Here is a 17530-nt window from a genome sequence, read left to right on the forward strand (position 1 = left end):
TGTGAGTAAAGAGAATATTTAGTCGCAGATAGCCTCAGATTAGCCACTCCAAGCGTCGTCGGCACCGCTGGCGATGACAGAACACCATCTCATGAACCCCCTCCAACTAGAGGCGCTTGAACTGTTTATCAACTGGCTCATTCCCGTCGGTGGAGTACTGTCGGCAAGTACCGATGTTGCCTATCTTACGGGATCATACATTCGAGAAATCACCGGCCCACTCGTACCACTCGGAGGGTATCAGGCCATCTCCACGTTCACGCGTATACTAGCAGAACTCGTCGGGTACAGCCACGGTCCCCTCCTATATCCTGTCGTTGATACTGCGGCGAGCGTACTCCTGTATACCGACACCCACACACAGCAGGCATCGGTTATCCCACTCCAGAGTGGCCCCGACCTCAGCACACTTATTTCCGATCTAAAGGCCGCTGTTACACTCCCTGGTTGGGTCGGGAGCGCACTCAAGTGGACGGGTCTTATCACGCTTGTCATCGGCATAATTGCGTACTTCATCAGCCCGTCCATCAACAACCGCCGTCGAGGGTTCGCGATGGCAACAACCGGGTTCGTCCTCACAATCATTGGGTTCGCCTTCCCGATCTTCATCAGCCTGATTCACTATGTCCTCTCAGGCTGATTCACGTCGGGACGGAGAGACTGGATCGGTACACGAGGACAGTTGGGCCGATAGGCTTAGAGGACGTATATACGCCTTCTACGCCGCGTGTGCAGCGAAACTCACTACCACAACTAGTGTGGGGATGAAGGCCACCGCGAACGCTTTCCGGGGCTGGTCACACGGATTCCGCATCCTCGTGACGGTACTTTTAGCGACCAGCCTCGTGATCGCACCCGTCACCGTTGTCTACGCTGCAGGTATCGGCCCAATCTATGACATTCCGAGTCCCGAGCCTGGCGTCGATAATACCTACGACGAAACCTATCGTGTCCTCGCGAACAACGACGTGGATGTCGATCCCGCGGATGTCAGTTACACCGGCTACTTCGAGAACGACTACCCGGCCTACCCAGTCGACCTCGGGCGGGCTACACTGTCACCCTCGCAATCGCTTCGGTATTCCACAACAAGCGATGTCTACATCACGGACCTCTCCGATTACAACGCGATTCCCATCCAGGATGAGTGGAAACCCTACTCCAGCATGCCGTTCTATACAGAAACGCAATTCATCAACGTGCATGAGAAGAACACCTACGACGGGCCAAAAAGTAACGACGGTGAGTGGTTCGTGCGTGCTACTAACCAGTACGGTGAGTGGCGGCCCGTCTATAACGCCGACGTGAAATGGGATCCAGACGCGGAAGAACTCTACGTCTCAAACCCTGACGACGCCCTCGTTCACCAGGCCAAGCACGAGAGCATCATCTCACGGAACCTCCACGCGGCCGAACAATACACGAAGTACGCACAGGACTCAGATCGGATCGCCATCCCGAAAATGAACGGCAGGGAGCTTTACCCCACCTCGAGCGGCGCGAGTATGTCCCGAAAATGGGGGCAGAGTGACTTCAATACAGTCCGCGAGTCATGGGTCGGCATCAACGACCTCTTTGGCGGTGCCTGGTATCGTGACAGATACGTTTCCGGGTCGACCCCAACCCGAGGTGCGTACGTTCCCTATGATCACCGAGCCGTTGCCCCAGCGGATTTCAGTCGAAGTGCAACGTGTACGAGATCGCACACGCACGGAAACAGTACTCACTCACACACCTACCCGAAGACCGAGTGGGCCGAATACGATCTCCTCAATTCGACGGCGAACGTCACGTCCGTCCGACTCGATCGTCCCGGATTCACGGGCGAGTCCGAATGGAACCGATTCGGTAAGGTAACCTGGATCGCGATTGAATCTATATCGAGTAAGAATCTCGAATATCCTCGAGGGGAATACACCCTGACGGCGACCCTCGAAGTCACCAGCGAAGTCGAAACTCGGTGGGGTGTCACCAGCTCGAAGTGCAGTGAATGGTCGCGAACGAGTGTGAGCACGAACACTCACACGACGAAATACAGCGTCCCCGTCACCATCACGGACTGGGATTCCCCGAATCTCGAGATCGATGTCGCTCACATCGACGGCGCTGGTCACGACCGCCTCGCCGTGAGGTGGAAGGGCAATCAAGACTTCCCGAGCGACCCCTGGAGAAGGATCAGTGTCAATATCGACAACAAAACCATCCACCTCACCTCTCCGTGGCGGTTCTACGGTATCTCCCGCAACGACGAGGTAGAAGTCCTCACCGGAGGCGGGTCAACCTCTCATAACGCGACGCACACCCACAACGACCGCTGGCCTGCCATCTACCGCTACGAGACAGGCGTCGCCAACGTCACCGCCGCTTTCCCACAGAAGGGTGAAGACAACCAAGTATGGGGATACACGAAAACCGTCGATAGCCAAGTTTCGACGACGCTCCCGGGAGCACCACTTCCTGCCAACGTCAACGATCCCGATAACGATCAGCCGACCGACCTCTACACACATCACGTCATCGACGTCAGATCGAGTGACCTCGACACAGGTGAAGCTGTCACCGTCGACGCCTCGAATCCGTTCGGTGCTCCACTCGACGGGAAGACAGTCTCCGGCGAAGACCAGCTCGAAGTCTATAGCCAACCATACGAGTCAACCGTCCTCCAGATGACAGATGTTAATGTCTCATCTACCGGCGCGGATCACGATGGCGTCCTCGTTCTCACGGACACTGACGGCAACTCCATCAAAAATAAGGAAATCACTGTCACCCAAGATGACGGAACGACATCGACGGTTACGACTGACAATAATGGCCGTGCCAAGATCGCGTGGGACGGATCGGTTCTCCGCGCTCGCTACGACGGCGACGTGTTTTGGTCACCCGGCGACCCCTACTACAAGGGTGACCGACTCCTCTATATCCTGCCGCCCTCACCCCTCGATTTCGAGGCCGTTGGCGCAGTCGGGGAATACATCTCGGCATCAATCAGTAATGTTCTCATCTTCGTCGAGTGGCTCGCCCTCGGGATCTTCGCCGTGTGGTGGGTGCGGATGCGTCGTCGCACCAGCAAGGGGAAATCAGGATGAGCAAGGTTAGTGAATTTACTGAGCCCACAATCGAACTCCTCGAAATCGCGACCATTATCGGGCGCTACGGAACCCTCATTGCGCTCGTCATCGGTATCATCGGCTGGTGGGGTTACGCGAAAAGTCCTCGAGCGATGGCCCGCTTCCGGGGGATGGCCGTCGGTGGCGGAGCCGGCTACATAGCGATCGTCGCTATCGACGTCATCTACGAGGTTCTCGTGTTCATCCTCGGAAGCAAGTTCCTCCCGGATGGGTGGCCCTACGGCGCCGTGACCGGCGTTCACGAAAGCAACCTCTCCCAGCTCGCCACCGCTCTCAGCATCGTCCTCCACAGCCTTGGCCTCGTCTTATTCATCATCGGTGTGACGTGGTGGGCGTTCGGCAGCCGCGATTCGCGTGCCGAGTCTCGCGGCCGTCGTGGGATCGTAATGGGGCTTACTCTCATCGGTGGAAGCATCGGAGGCAACGTGTTCAGCGTTTTCGCGTGGATTTTGCTATGACCGGCAACGGCCAACGCCCGGACGCCGGAAGAGATTGTGATGGAAATCTCGACCGCAGGCAAGAACAGGGATTTGATCAGGAGCAAGAAGAGTACGGCCCCACGAACCAACCGTTGCTCCCTGAAGACACAATCGCTCGGCGAATTGTTGACCGTCTCAAGAACCCCTGGGTCATCGCTATCCTCATCGTCGTTTTCGTACCGATGGTCGTATGGGTCGGCTATACTGTTCACGCAGACCTGACTTCTCCCGATTACGGGACTGCGACCATCTACGATGAGAGCGGCGACTACCTCGCGTCCGTCGAGGGAAATGTCGCCGCCACATGGCGAGAACAATACACCGGCCTCTCGAATACTGACTCCCTCGAAGATGGTCACGGGATGATTTTTCTCCACGACACAGAACGAGAACGCACCTACGTGATGCGGGACATGGCCTTCCCCATCGATATCATCTTTATCGACAAGGAGGGGCGGATCACCGTGATCCACCACGCTGAACTCAAAAACAGGGATCCCCTCACAGAGTACCGGGGCCAGTCGAAATACGTCCTCGAAGTCCCCTACTACTGGACCACCGAGAACGGCATCGACGTCGGTGATACCGTCGAGTTCCGGTGGGGCCCCCCGCGCACCGAAACAGGTGGGATATCGATAGCCTCCAGTAGCGGCCCTCACAACGATGTCCCGATCAATTCGAAACGCCGCCCGACGGCCAGCTCTCCGTAATACCGTGCTACGTCAGTGGGGAAAGGAAACCAGCGTGAAAAAGAACATGTTGTAGGTGGGTCGTTCGTCTCAGTCTGAGTCGCTAGGATGTGCGTCGGACATTGACGGAAGGTACTTGTTCTCGATCATTTCAGCCTGTGGGAAGTCGATTTTTTCAAGGATTTCGTTGATCGCTTCGTCGTACGACTTCTCTATCAGGGGGTTGTCGTTCTTGTAGGCGGTCAACCGCGTATGCGTATCCCGGTGGAGGCAGATGTTGATCGTCGTCTCGGGGTCGCGGTCGGTGTTATCACTCGAGGTGGGCTTGGAGCTGTTTGTTGGCACTGCAATCACCTATGGACAAGGAGGCACTGGAGGGTGTTCCAAGTCCAACAATTAGGTGTGCTATTGGTAACCACATAACTGTTCCGGTGAAAACCCCCGTAATCCCGCCCGTTGACACCCTGAAACCGCCGTTCTACATCTGCCACATTAGATGTAGTCTACTCTTCTTTATAATAGATTCTCACCTCTTCCCGGTGGGTAACATGAGCACCCTCCGAACAAAGAAACTCCTGAGAAAGCACAGCACATCCCTCGTCTTGGGAATCCTCGTCCTAGTCGTTTTCGTGGATCCAGTCGCCGCGCAGAGTGGGCCCCCAGCCGATTTCGAGGGTATCATGACCAATCTATACGACACCGTCCTGCTCGTTCTGAAGTACGCTGGCCTCGTGGCTCTCGCCTTTGGCGCGATCGTGTGGTTCACTGCCCGGAAAAACTCCGACCGCGCTGAGAACGGGATGTGGCTCATGATTGGTGGAATGAGCATGACGATTTTCTACTTCGGCGTCACGATCTTCGTGGCTGTCTTGGAGTGGATCGCCACCCCGTAAACCGTCTAGACGGGCTAGACGGTACGGACGCCTTCCCCGCTCGCCGCTCGTGTCCGAATTTCCAATTGTGGGGAGAATTAGGTCACAATCCAGTAGCGGCTGAATCAAACGACACAACACAATCCAAAATGACAACAAACAGTCCAATAGTGTGCCTATCTAACCGAATCGCCCGATGGGTTGGGACGCACTCGACCGTTGTACAGTGTCGGCGGAGGGGTGTGTCTACTCGCAAGAAGATGGTGGGCCAATGACTCCCCCATCCACGGACCCCAATCGGGACGATCATGAACAGGACACCCTCCACGATCGCATCAACTCTTTGTCGTCAACGCGCGGAGAAGACTCGACCGAATCGGGACGGGACCACCCCACTCAGAATCAGGAAGAACCGACCAACTTTGACCGCGTCCCTCCGACCGAGAACGAGGTCGATCAGGAGAACGAAGAGCGTGAGGAGCAACTCACTCCCTACGAGGTCAAGGGCACGACTGGGCCGGGAAAGAAACTCAATGATCCGATCGAAGCCCGGCCATATATCCACATCTCACCCGCCCGTGAGCAGGTCACACCCGGGAACGTCATCGCGGGGCTTTTTGGCTTGTACCGGGCGGGCGTGACGAGCACTTCGCGGTTCAATCTCAAAGCCAGCCTCGGCATCAAGGACTACAAGAAGACCTTTGAGTTTATCATCCACAAGCCGCGGAACACGAAGCGATTCGACTTCTATATCTCCGTGACGCCCTACGAGGCGACTGCGTTCAAGACGCTCGCCGCAAACGTCGCCGCGATGTATCCCGAGTCCTTCGAGTTCGAGATCGTCCCGTTCAACCCCGTCGCGGCGTTTGACTCAGAAGACGGGAACGCCCGCGTTGGCGGGCGACGTATCGCCTCGCTCGACGACATTATCGACCTCGAGAACCTCGCTGGCTTCGAGGACCCCGAGGTTTTTGTGGATCATAGTATTGGAAGCGGGCATGATCTTTCTTCCGAGCAGGCTGAAGAACAGCTCGTCAGGGAAGGCGTTCCGCTCCGTCCCGAGGAAGTCCGTGAAGAGAAGCGTCCCTCGCTCGTCCGGTGGAAAGGCATTGCCTCAAAAAAAGACGACTGGATGACGCTGCTTCGGCCGTTCAGCGATTTGGCTATCGACAGCGACGACCAGTATCGCTCGCCGCTCAGTGTGCTCCTTGAGCAGGCCGTCCACACCGACGATCCGTTCATCTTCCAGGCCACCTTCAGGCCACGCTCTAACTGGACTAGTGAGGCTGAAACCCACAAGCGGAACCTCAAAATGGGCAACCACGGGACGCTCTCCGCGTTTAAAAACGAGTTTGCCCGGCAGATGTTTGGAACATCCGACCAGGAACGCCGAAACATCCACCGTGGAGACATCTCCGAGCAGGTCGGAGGGTCCGTCAGCGCCGGCGATGATGACAAGATCACGGGGTCGCGGATGGAACAGATCGACCGCAAACAACCCACCACAACGTTCGACCTCACACTCCGAGCTGCTTGCGACGAACAGACTGTCCAGAGTATCTCAAACGCGTTCACGTCGCTCTCGGGGCCATATTATGGCATCGAGGGGGAACTCCTCGGGTTCAACAATAAAGAGTTCGCCCGCCTGTGCCACGCCCGTCAGGCCAGCATCAGCGGTTTTACCGGGCGCTTCAGTAAAGGTGACCCACTCATCTGTGCCTCTCCCGACGAACTCGCGAACTTCGTCGTCGTCCCGCACACGGACGCCCTCCCGCGAGCCTCGCGTGGGTCATCGGGCGGGTCACCCGACGCTCGATCGCCACTCACGGCAACAGATGAAGACCTGCTCTCGCAGTACGATTACGGAATGCACATTGGATACGCCGAGACCGCCGTCGACAACCGGCGAGACATTCCCATCCGTCTCAGTGCAGAGCAGCTGACGCACCACATTCTCCGCGCAGCGACGACGGGCGGCGGGAAGACAACCGCAATGGTCAACGATGCGCTGTCGGCCTATCAATCGTTCGACGGCCCCATCTTCGTCTTCGACCGGAAAGGTGGGACGATGGCCGACGAGTACAAGAAAGCACACTTCAAGCAATTCGGCAACCTCGATGACGTCCTCCACGTCCCCGTCCCGGGGCCGAACGACGAGGTGCTTGCTTTCCCGTACTTCGACATTCGACCGCAACTCGCTGCCGGCGTCTCACGCACGGTCGCCGTCCAAGAGAAAGTTGACCGCTACAACGAACTCCTCGTGTACGTGCTGGGCCGAGAAATGACCCAGCAGGCGTTCGTCGCCCAAGAGATCCTCAACAACCTCATCAAGGCGATGTTCGACCCCGTGTACGGCCGGGACGCATGGCCCATCCAAGACCTGTTCCAGGTTGCCTACGAGATGCAGCAGGGGCAACTCCCCGAAGTGAGCGACCGGACGCTTCGCCTCGCTCTCACGCGGCATCTCCACGCCGACGAGCAGCGGTTCCAAACGTCGATCGATGCTGTGATGAACCGCATCACGAAGCTCGCTGAGCGGAGCTTTGTCTGGCGTGTCCTCAATTTCGTTCCCGAGTGGAACGGCGAGAAGGGCTGCTACGCCAACCAATCGCCGATGTTCGACATCCAGGACGTCCTCGCCTCGAAGAAGGTCGTCCTCGTCGATACGGGTGACCTCCGGCCCGCCTCGAGCAATCTGTTTACCTTCATGCTGCTCGACTACATCTGGTCGGGCGCTCGTCTCCGTCATCGACTCAGGAACACCCCGCCGGTCGAGGATGGATACGTTATCAACCTCATCATCGACGAAGCTGCGGCGATGCTCCAGTCCGAACTGGTACGCGACGACATGATTCCTGACGGGCGTGAATTCGGTCTCTCCCTCGAAGTCATCGTCCACTTCGCAGAGCAGGTCAAGGCCGATGCCCTCGACGTCTCCTCGTACAAGGAAATTCTGCGGAACATCAATACGAAACTCATCGGGAAACTCGCCGTCGACGACGAGCTCGTGATGACGCTGTTCCACGAAGGCATCGAGGACGAGGAACTCGTCGACCGGATCACGTCGCTCCCGCGTGGAGAATGGGTCGCTCAACTCCCTGACACCGGGTTCATGACCGATATCCCCGAAATCGTGACGATGCTCCCCGTCGATATCCCCGACGGTCACAGCGATTCTGACAACCCCGTGATCAACAAGACCGTGTCGACGCAGGGTCATGTCTTCAGCGACATCAACGCAGAAATTACCCGTACAACGCGGCGTGACCACTGCCTGCTACCCGGAAGCAACACCGACGCTTCCGACGAGCAGCTCTCAGCCGAACACAGACGCGGCATCAACGGTAGTGAAAATAGCCAGAATCGTGACTTCGAGATTGGCGTGTCCGGCGAGAACCGAGACGCAAACGGCGAAGGCAAGAAGACTGGGTCCAACCCTCAGACGCAACTCGGCACGGGGAGTCCAAACACCCCCAGCACAGAGGGACAACCCCGATCGAACGAGCACGGCGAACAGGCCGAATCAGGAGCTAGTCGAGTTCCCGCAGACGACCTCACAGACGATCTCGGTTCACGCCGCCCGCCGCGAGAGACGAACGATGACAACGAGACCGATGGCGGGGTTCCACGATCAGCTGATGAAGGAGACAGTAATCTGGGAGATCGAGTTGACGGCTTTCTCTACGGTGGAGTTGACCCTAGCTCCGAGGATCCGTCCAAAACCGACGATGCAGACACCGACGAGGAGAGGGGAACAAGTGCCGACAATACAGACGATCAGAGTGCGTCTGATGCCCCCAACGAGAACGCCACTGAGAGTGCCGACAAAAAGGATAGAGAGACTCGAGAAGGTATAGATAAGAGTCTGACAGTTGAAGAACGCCATTTCCTGACCGCGATTGTCACCACAGTCAACGGCAACCACCCTGCCTACGACGTTGTGAACTCGATGGAGAGGATAAAGAATCAGTTTGATGAGGTAGACGAAGAGAAGCTCATCGAACTCGGCTACCTCGAGAAGCGGACCGAAAATCTGCGGGTCTACTACACTGTGACTCGCGACGGCCAGCGAGCGTGTGGAGCGAAGGTCGCTACCGGCGAAGATCAGGGCGATGTGAACGAGAAGACCTACCACAAGGTGATGGTAGAGGCGTTCGCTCGCACACTCGCCCGTGACCCGAACAATCACTATTTTGTTAAAAAATATACGCCACTTCACGGGACTGATGTGAAGCCAGACGTGGTCGGCTACGATGGCAAAGATCCCGTCATTATTGGAGAGGTCATCTCAAACGTCCATCCCTCGCTGATGGTCAAGCACTATGACGACTTCAACAGGTTCGACGTCGAGATGAAAATCTGGATTGTGCCCAATCTATCAGTCGCATGGGATATCACTCGAGCCCTCGCAAATGCTGGCCGGATCGACGAACTGCCCCCCAAGAGAAGTAAGCGGACCTACGAGAAGCTCACCGAAGCCATCTGGGGTGAAGATGGTAAGTGGACGTTCGTCGGCGCTCCAAATCTCCTCGATGATCTCGACTAGTCACATCCACGCATTCGCACAAAGTCCGCGCACGACGCGCACGAGCAGTACGGACGCTGTACCCCGCAAATCCGCCTTTTCTAACGCCCCTTCAGCGTCAGCACTTAGTGCGCGCGTTCAAGGCGTTTTAGAGGCTCTAAAACGGCATTTTGAGGTTCAAAGCGAAATCACCGGGTTTGCGGGGGTTTCGAGTGCTCGCAACTTCGCGCAAAATTCGCGTGTGACGCGCATCAGCAGTATGGGAGCTCTATCGTCAGAATCCGCCTTTTCTAACACTCCTTCAGCGTCAGCACTTAGCGCACGTGCGCAAAGCGTTTTAGACAGGCTATCAACCAACCAGATCGCTCCATTCGACACCTCCGGAGTGATTTTACATAGTATTGGATACGGGAGGGAGATCATTCGCTCACAATTCGTGTGCTGTCTGTTGGTTTTCGCCCTGAGTCGGGGAAAATCGACGAAATCGGTTTGTCTCGCCCGACGAAACGAGGCGACGAGGCGGACTGACAATAGGTAATATCCATGCCAAAAGTAGACGTAGCTAAAGACGGGATCCCGGACAAAATCCGCACTATCAGGAATTGGATTTGCTGGCGTGAAGGTATGCGTGACGGAAAATCTACCAAGATTCCGACTAAACCATATCGGACGAGTGGTGACATTAATGCCGACGTTACCAACCCCGAACATCGCCGAGACTTCGACACCGCCTGGGATTCACTCAACGACTCTCGCGTGAACGCCGATGGTCTGGGGTTCGTCTTCAGTGACGACGTCACCATCGTCGGTATCGACCTCGATAACTGTCGTGATTCTGATACTGGTGAAATCAAGGAATGGACGCAAACAATCATCGACAAGGTCGACTCATATACGGAGGTTTCCGCTTCCGGGACTGGTGTGCATATCCTCGCAAGTGGGAAACTTCCGCCCGGCGGAAACCGGAAGGGCCCTATTGAGATGTATGACTCCGGACGGTACTTCGCTACGACTGGTGCTCACGTCGAGGGAACCCCCACAGAAATCCGGAAGCGTCAGGATGAGATAGAGACCGTTCACCGCGAGTTCATCGAGGATGGCGTGAGACCAGGTGGACAGACGACTCTCACCAGAGGGACAGAAGTTGAAGATTCAGAAAGCAGAGGTGACGCGGATGGTCGCCGCGGCATCGAGGCCCGGGCGCAGCAGAGTGCGAGTTCGCTCATTGAGCGTTATGGAGACGCCTTCAAGAGCATCCACGACCCCGCAATCAAGGAGGCCCTCGAGCGGGTCGCGACGAAGTACCTTCCCTCCAAGTGTCCGAGTACGTTCGCCGACCTCGCGGGACCCGGTGTGGACCTATCAGATCAAGAGATACTCACGCGGATGTTCGACTCTCAGGGAGGTGACCGCAGGCAGCGTCTCTACGAAGGCGACGCCTCGATGTGGGGGTCCCATGACGCCGATTATCCAAGCCAGTCCGAGGCAGATATGGCGCTCGCTCACAACCTCGCGTTCTGGACGGCGAAAGACCCCAAACGGATGAACGCACTGTTCGAGGAATCCGGCCTGCACCGCGATAAGTGGGAGCGACGTCACTACGCGAGTGGCGCAACCTACGGCGATGTCACGCTCGCCCGTGCACTCCTCCGGGTGGACGATTACTACGAAGTCCCGAGCAAAGATGGTGTGAAGTTCTCGAAGGCCGATTCCAACGGCTCGGATTCATCGTCATCCTCGGGGGCGGACGACCACGATCTCCCGCCGATGGATTTCAAGATTGGCTCCGATTCCGAGCCGTCCGAGACTGTCAACGCCGCTACGGACGAGACAAACCCACTGCACAGCGAAGGGGCGAACGGGGGATCCCCCGCCGTCAATACCGATGTCCATCCTAACCTCGAGGACGACGAAGAGTTCATTCCCGTCAACCCCGACGAAGATGGCGACCCGGCAGCAGTCGCTGACGCCTACGCAACTAGGCAGGAACCGGAACAGGGGAACAGCCACGCCCGGGCCCATAGTCATGACGCCGCTTCGTCGACGACCACACCCAAAGGTTCCACGACAGCTGGGACAAGTGCTGATGATAGTCCTGTCTCAGGGCAGAGAACGGCCGGGCCAGGGGCCGCGCCGCCGACGACGGATGGTCGCGAACCCGCTGACCCGCGTGGGGTGGACACCGATTCCGACCTCGACGAGAGCACCCAGCGAATGATGGAAGCGTCCGCTCGCGACGCCGGGCCGGGATGGGAACGCACCGACCCGACGCTCAATGATGACGAGAAGTACCCAGCGGATTGGACCATCGGTGAGATCCGGGGCTACTCCGCGACCGACCAGGCAATGCGTCTCGCTCGTGAAGACCAGCGAATTCTCGCTCGGAAACTCGACCGGCAATCAAGGGAACTCGCCGAACTCAGCGAGCAGGGCGAGGAGAACGAACGCCTCCGGTTTGTCCTCAGGGTCTACCTCGAAACGATGGATGAGCTGATGGAGGAACGCGCTCAGTATCGTACGCAACTCAAGCACCTCGGGGAGCTCTCGAGAGACGCTGCCGAGCTCCCAGACGACCCCGTGAAGCGAGTCAAGCAGATTATGCGTCCGAAGATTCGGCGCGAAGACGCAAAGACGGCAAAAGAGACACTCACAGGAATCGACGCCGTCCTCCAAGAGTACGAAGAGGCGAACGAACGTATCAAGGCCGAAGAACGCGAACGACGCAAGAAACAGGGCTTCCTCTCGCGTCTCTTCAGGTAACGGCGCTGTTCCGAACTGTTCGGCCGGCGGGCTGATCGCGCCGTTCGTTCCGTGTGTACCCCCGCTCCTCGCAGCGTGAGTATTGGACCCCAAATGGGGGTGAGGGAAGTGAGATGTACGACAACATCAACCCCGATGAGCGGCGTATCGACAGCGATTTCAGCAGATCAGCGACCGAAGCCAAAATTGAGCCGCGAGAACCCGTGAGCGTTCAGTTCAAGACCGGCGATGGCCCCGAGTTCAGGAAGCCCCACCATGACCCACATGGCGAGACGTTCGCCGCGGTCAGCCATTCCTGGGCGTCGTGTGACGGTGGGTGTGGGATGTCGGGCCTGGTCCCGACCACGCTCCTCGAAGATGCCGACGGACTGACCGGGTGGCCGCCATTCGACATCCTCTGCGAGGCGTGTGCCGAAGCTCGCGATCGCGACGACTACACCTTCTAGTCGTCGAGGATGTGAACGCGATTCTGTACGTACTGCTTTCCGACTAGACGGCTCGGACGGGCAAAGTGCCTCTGTTCTCTCGGTTTCCCCAGCTCCTCGCAGCGTGAGTTTTGGTCCCCAAAGAGGGGTGAGGGAAGTCAGAGAGGGGCGCAGCGGTGACTGCGTTCATTCTCGCCGAGATCCGGGGTTCAACCTCGGAGTGAATCAGTCCATACGGCGGCGGTCGGGATGTCCCAATCGTCGCTTTCCGGTTATCCTGCTTGCGTCTCCCGTGAGTATTAGCCCCCAAAGGGGGTGAGGGAGAGCGGGTGGGGTGGGGCGCGACGGTCGAGTGCCCAGTCCCGAAGCCGTTTCTCAGAAATCCCCTCAGAGAGTGACAAACATGTGTGCAAACATTACCACAGACGTAGCACAGCGCGCGGAAGACATCAGCGGCGAGTTCGGCGAGATGGGCGTGGAGATCCCCGTGTCGAGCATTGAAGAGCGAATTGCGGCCATGCAGGAGTTCTCCGTTCCGATCGAGACGGCGGTCGAGACGACAGTTCGTAACGTCATCAACGACTACGACCTCGAATCCAACGACCTCTCGGACGGGGTCAAGGCGGTTGCCGGCTTCGTCGGCACCGGTAACAGCAGTTCCCGGGGCTTCGACCGGATAGCTCTCGAGGATATCTCGAACCTCGGTGACGAGGAATGGGTGGACGTCCGGGCGCAGATCGTCGACCTCTGGGAGCCGCACTCCGATTCCATGCGGCAGGTCGGCCTCATCGCCGACGAAACGGCCCAAATGAAGTTCGTTGTCTGGGCGAAGAACACTGACTCGCTCCCGACACTCGAGGAAGGCGTCACCTACGACATCACCTCGGCGGTCACGAACGAGTACGAGGGCAAGTACTCCATCTCGCTCAACAAGGCGAGCAGCGTCACGGAGTCCGAGGAGGCCGTCGAACCCACGGACGGGTCGATTCGCGCCACTGGGACGCTCGTCGGCCTCGATGAGGGTTCGGGCCTCATCAAGCGCTGCCCCAGCGAGGACTGCACGCGCGTCCTCCAGAACGGTCGCTGCTCCGAACACGGTGACGTCGATGGCGTGTTCGATCTTCGCCTGAAGGCCATCCTCGACGATGGCAACCGTGCTGTCCGCACGCTGTTCAACGCTGAGATGACTGAGGCAGTCTCCGAAGTGAGTCTCGATGACGCCATGGAGATGGCTTCTGAGGCCCTCGATCCCAGCGTCGTCGAAACGGAGCTCCGTGAGTTGCTCATCGGCAGGACGTATGATATCCGGGGCCCGGTCATCGGCGAGTACTTCCTCGTCGACGAGGTCGAGGAGATCTCCTACTCGGGAGAGAATGCCGGCCTCAGTAACGCAGCCCTCGCAGACGCCGCCACGCAGCGCCAACCTGCCAAGCGCGTGTTCGCTGAAGAGCTGAACATGGCGACCCACTCGTTCACCCGTCCAGAGGACGAGGGCGACGATCGTGCGCCAAAGTTCACGCTACTCCCCTCGGGTGAGGCGGTCAACCGCGTGCTCGTGGTCGGTGCTCTCATCGAAACCTCGGATGTCGGCGATGACTCCGAGTTCTGGAAGGGGCGCGTCATGGCAGGTGGTGAAGTTGTGAACATCTACGCGGGGCAGTACCAGCAGGAGCCGATGGCTGTGCTCCGCTCGGCCGAGACCCCGTCGTTCGTCGCAGTGGTCGGCAAGGTCCACCAGTACGAGACGGACGCCGGCGTGAACGTCTCCATCCAGCCCGAGCACATCTCGACGGTGGGCGGGGAGATTCGCGACTCGTGGATGGCTGAAACCATTAACGCGACCCGGGCGCGACTAGGCGCGCTCGAGAGCGGAGAATCGGATGCAGCGGACGCCGTTCTCAGCGTCTACAACAGTGATATCTCGGCCATCGAAGCGGCAGTCCAGGCGGCAGCCGAGGACCTCGCTCCTGCCGGCAGCGACATCGAGTCGGAGCCAGCTCCCGCCCAGTAAGGGCGGCGCGGGATATTCCCGTCCGGCTAGGGTGAACGTCGCCCTCCGGCACGCCGTCACTGTGCATCGAAAATCTGCCGAGTGCCCCCGGTACGACGGCGGTTCGCTGGTCTCAAGCGGTATGCGGTTGCATCGGCTCTTGACCCTTGACTAGCTTCTACCCATTTCTGGTTCCCTCTGGCGCTTCTTTTCTCCAGTTTTTGCCCCCTGAAGGAGGTGAGGGGCGATTCGACCATCTATTAGTGCTCGCCCCATCGATGAGGTCGGCTTATCACTGCCTTCGTCGAAGATCGCGGGCCTCACGACGATCAATCGCTAGCCCTCACCGACCGTTCGACTCTGTTTCCATCGGTTCCGTTCCCGGAGTCTTGGCACGAGTCCTGCCCGTGTCCACTCATAGCAACACTAGAAAGCAATCTGGCAACGCCACCGAACTCATCGCAGAGTCCCCGTCGAGAGTCACAGCCGACCCGACCATACGCTTGAGAGCGTGGTCCTTGGAGGTCGGCCAGTATTGCCAATGCCACGTCTGACGACGCACCTGGCTCTCGCATCGTCACTTTCTGTACCATTCGACCATCCGCCAGCAGTTTTCAGACGGATGCCAGTTCCGGCGCTCCGTTCTTGTCCTACGCAACACCAAACGGCATCTACGTTCGGACAGTAACGTAGGATTTGAGCCTTTCGTACGACTTCATCTCATCTGGAGATACCGTTAACGTCACCAATTGCGGTCAGAGCAACCCGCTACACATCGTGAAATGTGGCGGCTACATTGAATGTGGTTCGCGAAGAGTTATGCTTGCATTTCACTGCTAGTTCTGACTATGAACACCCACCAAGCTCCTTCCTCGGCATCGTGTGAGTAGTGGGCCCTGAAGAGGAGTGATGGAGATCGAAGAGGCGGTGTAACCGCTGTTCTCGGTCGATTTCGTTCATTCCAATCATGAACTCCAACAATACCTCCACGGACGCACAGCACTCGAACAGTACTCTCGGTCGCCGATCATTCCTCCAGGAGGGCGGTGCGCTCGCCGGTGCTGGAGCAATCACCGCGATCGCCGGCTGCTCCAGCTCTAGCGCTAGTGGCGGGACGAATGATGGTGGGGAGAGTTCGACCCCGACGCCTGACTCGGATGAGCCTGTCTTCCCGCTCACCGCCTCGGTTTCCGACCCGTACCATTTCTACCGGATCATTAACGAATACAAGGATCACACCGAATATCACGGCCCTGTCTGGCTTGTCGACCTTACCTTCGATCTGGCCGTCGATATCGATGACTGGAAGAGTTCCGACGAGTACGTCGTTCCGACGATGTATCCCATCAGAGTCTCGAAAAACGGTGGGAACCCAGAGTACGGACGCATCTTCCACATCAATAAGGACGAGGGCTGGTACAGAGTCGAGAATAAGTGGTTTGTCGAGCGGGCTCACTTCGTCGTCGACGAGACGGAGACCGAGTATCTCATCCTCGGCTACGGCGAAGATGACGAACCCGACGCGGACACGGACTACAGCGTGTACCTTGAGGATCGGACGAATCAAGACTTCCACGAACTCGTCTCGTTCAGGTACGACGGCGACCCCGCCGAGCGCAACCTCCTCGATGAAGAATTCCGAGAGTAATAGTGAAGTGCTACTACACCGCTTTGTTTGTGTCCTCCAACAGCAGTGGGAGAGCTCAGAGTTTCCCGTCTTGGCGATAGAATAATATGCAACTTTATTTTTGGCTATGCCGTTCAGGACCCCAATGTTGAGTAGTGCTTGGCCTGACAGGGGAGTGCAGGTGATATCTCATACGGGGGCTCGCTCTTCCATACGAACAGGTGAATCGGAACATCGGACATACCACGATCCAACGTGGGGAGAGAAAATTCAGAGAGGGGACACCCCTCCGGTTCCGTCGTAAGGAGAGATGGTCGGCCCCCCACGGGTTCCGACGTTAACACAAAGGGACACCCCAAGACTTCCGTCGTAAATGAAGGATAGATCGTATTAGCTCACCAGAGATCAAGATGAGATACCGCACCATTTCCGACGTTAGCATGTGAATCTACTCTCTTAGTATTAGAGCGGAACAAATAAGATGAAAAGACAGGTGGAGACTACCTCAGAACTCTCGTTGAGAGTGAATAATTCGGCATCCCACAAATGGAATATGAAAGTTAGAGACGAGAGTTATACTCGGGAGACTCTACCAGCCCACGATGGTTGACCCACACCCCTTCGGTTCCGGCGTTAGATGAATTGGTGACCGCCCAGATCGAGGATAGGATGATCAGACACACCCCACCGGTTCCGACGTTAGCGGCCACGAAAGCAGGTAACTAGACTGAAAATATTAGAGGTGATCCGTATCCTATCTCACGATAAAAATATGTAAAATTTGAGTTAGTTTACCCATAGCTTTATGCCAATACAGCTAAAACAATTCCGCAGGACAAAGTACTAGATATGCAGAAGCGGAGCGACTGATTTGTTCGAGACGAAATTCGGTAACAGATTGAAACGCAGAGAAACGCCGTAGAGGCGCGTTCTATCCTCTGGACCGTGATCGTACCTATGCTTCCTGTGAGGGGTACACGTTCATCGGTAACGACGGAACCGAAGGGGTGTGTGTGTTGGGGGTCTGTGGTT

General features: G+C 57.4%; 11 protein-coding genes. 10 read left to right on the forward strand and 1 reads right to left on the reverse strand.

Features of this window, described 5'->3' with window-relative positions; translation table 11 throughout:
- Positions 1–73: 73 nt before the first annotated feature.
- The 4 genes from NO360_RS18350 to NO360_RS18365 all read left to right on the forward strand — a co-directional run bounded on the left by NO360_RS18350 (position 74) and on the right by NO360_RS18365 (position 4320).
- On the forward strand, positions 74–640 hold the full coding sequence (locus NO360_RS18350; RefSeq protein WP_251331493.1) for a hypothetical protein: 567 nt from the start codon (positions 74–76) through the stop codon (positions 638–640).
- 124 nt (positions 641–764) lie between these two features.
- Positions 765–3089 (forward strand): Ig-like domain-containing protein, encoded by a 2325-nt coding sequence (locus tag NO360_RS18355; RefSeq protein WP_251331492.1) that lies wholly within the window; start codon positions 765–767, stop codon positions 3087–3089.
- Positions 3086–3589 (forward strand): hypothetical protein, encoded by a 504-nt coding sequence (locus NO360_RS18360; protein ID WP_251331491.1) that lies wholly within the window; start codon positions 3086–3088, stop codon positions 3587–3589. The genes NO360_RS18355 and NO360_RS18360 overlap by 4 nt, the downstream gene beginning before the upstream one ends.
- A complete protein-coding gene (locus tag NO360_RS18365; RefSeq protein ID WP_112077718.1) occupies positions 3586–4320 on the forward strand; it encodes a DUF192 domain-containing protein in 735 nt (244 codons plus the stop codon). The genes NO360_RS18360 and NO360_RS18365 overlap by 4 nt, the downstream gene beginning before the upstream one ends.
- 69 nt (positions 4321–4389) lie before the next feature.
- Here the strand turns inward: NO360_RS18365 and NO360_RS18370 are convergent, their stop codons facing one another.
- Positions 4390–4644, reverse strand: a complete 255-nt coding sequence (locus NO360_RS18370; RefSeq protein WP_112077717.1) for a hypothetical protein — start codon at positions 4642–4644, stop codon at positions 4390–4392.
- Positions 4645–4655: 11 nt separating this feature from the next.
- Between NO360_RS18370 and NO360_RS18375 the strand changes: the two genes are divergently transcribed.
- The 6 genes from NO360_RS18375 to NO360_RS18400 all read left to right on the forward strand — a co-directional run bounded on the left by NO360_RS18375 (position 4656) and on the right by NO360_RS18400 (position 16519).
- Complete coding sequence (locus NO360_RS18375; protein ID WP_120083793.1) at positions 4656–5192, forward strand: hypothetical protein; 537 nt, start codon at positions 4656–4658, stop codon at positions 5190–5192.
- Positions 5193–5442: 250 nt separating this feature from the next.
- The gene (locus NO360_RS18380) at positions 5443–9717 is read left to right on the forward strand and encodes a hypothetical protein (RefSeq protein WP_256309281.1); all 4275 of its coding nucleotides are present in this window, start codon (positions 5443–5445) and stop codon (positions 9715–9717) included.
- A gap of 603 nt (positions 9718–10320) precedes the next feature.
- The gene (locus NO360_RS18385; RefSeq protein WP_256309282.1) at positions 10321–12456 is read left to right on the forward strand and encodes a phage NrS-1 polymerase family protein; all 2136 of its coding nucleotides are present in this window, start codon (positions 10321–10323) and stop codon (positions 12454–12456) included.
- 113 nt (positions 12457–12569) lie between these two features.
- Entirely contained in the window at positions 12570–12902 is a 333-nt protein-coding gene (locus NO360_RS18390) for a hypothetical protein (protein WP_256309283.1), read from the forward strand.
- 448 nt (positions 12903–13350) lie between these two features.
- On the forward strand, positions 13351–14892 hold the full coding sequence (locus NO360_RS18395) for a hypothetical protein (protein WP_256309284.1): 1542 nt from the start codon (positions 13351–13353) through the stop codon (positions 14890–14892).
- A gap of 946 nt (positions 14893–15838) precedes the next feature.
- Positions 15839–16519, forward strand: a complete 681-nt coding sequence (locus NO360_RS18400; RefSeq protein ID WP_256309285.1) for a hypothetical protein — start codon at positions 15839–15841, stop codon at positions 16517–16519.
- Positions 16520–17530 lie beyond the last annotated feature (1011 nt).

Origin of the sequence: Halobellus litoreus (assembly GCF_024464595.1) — an archaeon.
GTDB lineage: Archaea > Halobacteriota > Halobacteria > Halobacteriales > Haloferacaceae > Haloquadratum > Haloquadratum litoreum.

Excerpts from the sequence above, each read along its gene's own strand:
- NO360_RS18360 (WP_251331491.1), top strand. The coding sequence starts at position 3,086 with ATGAGCAAGGTTAGTGAATTTACTGAGCCCACAATCGAACTCCTCGAA.
- NO360_RS18390 (WP_256309283.1), top strand. The coding sequence starts at position 12,570 with ATGTACGACAACATCAACCCCGATGAGCGGCGTATCGACAGCGATTTC.
- NO360_RS18400 (WP_256309285.1), top strand. The coding sequence starts at position 15,839 with ATGAACTCCAACAATACCTCCACGGACGCACAGCACTCGAACAGTACT.
- NO360_RS18380 (WP_256309281.1), top strand. The coding sequence starts at position 5,443 with ATGACTCCCCCATCCACGGACCCCAATCGGGACGATCATGAACAGGAC.
- NO360_RS18375 (WP_120083793.1), top strand. The coding sequence starts at position 4,656 with ATGGACAAGGAGGCACTGGAGGGTGTTCCAAGTCCAACAATTAGGTGT.
- NO360_RS18350 (WP_251331493.1), top strand. The coding sequence starts at position 74 with ATGACAGAACACCATCTCATGAACCCCCTCCAACTAGAGGCGCTTGAA.
- NO360_RS18395 (WP_256309284.1), top strand. The coding sequence starts at position 13,351 with ATGGGCGTGGAGATCCCCGTGTCGAGCATTGAAGAGCGAATTGCGGCC.
- NO360_RS18355 (WP_251331492.1), top strand. The coding sequence starts at position 765 with ATGAAGGCCACCGCGAACGCTTTCCGGGGCTGGTCACACGGATTCCGC.
- NO360_RS18365 (WP_112077718.1), top strand. The coding sequence starts at position 3,586 with ATGACCGGCAACGGCCAACGCCCGGACGCCGGAAGAGATTGTGATGGA.
- NO360_RS18385 (WP_256309282.1), top strand. The coding sequence starts at position 10,321 with ATGCGTGACGGAAAATCTACCAAGATTCCGACTAAACCATATCGGACG.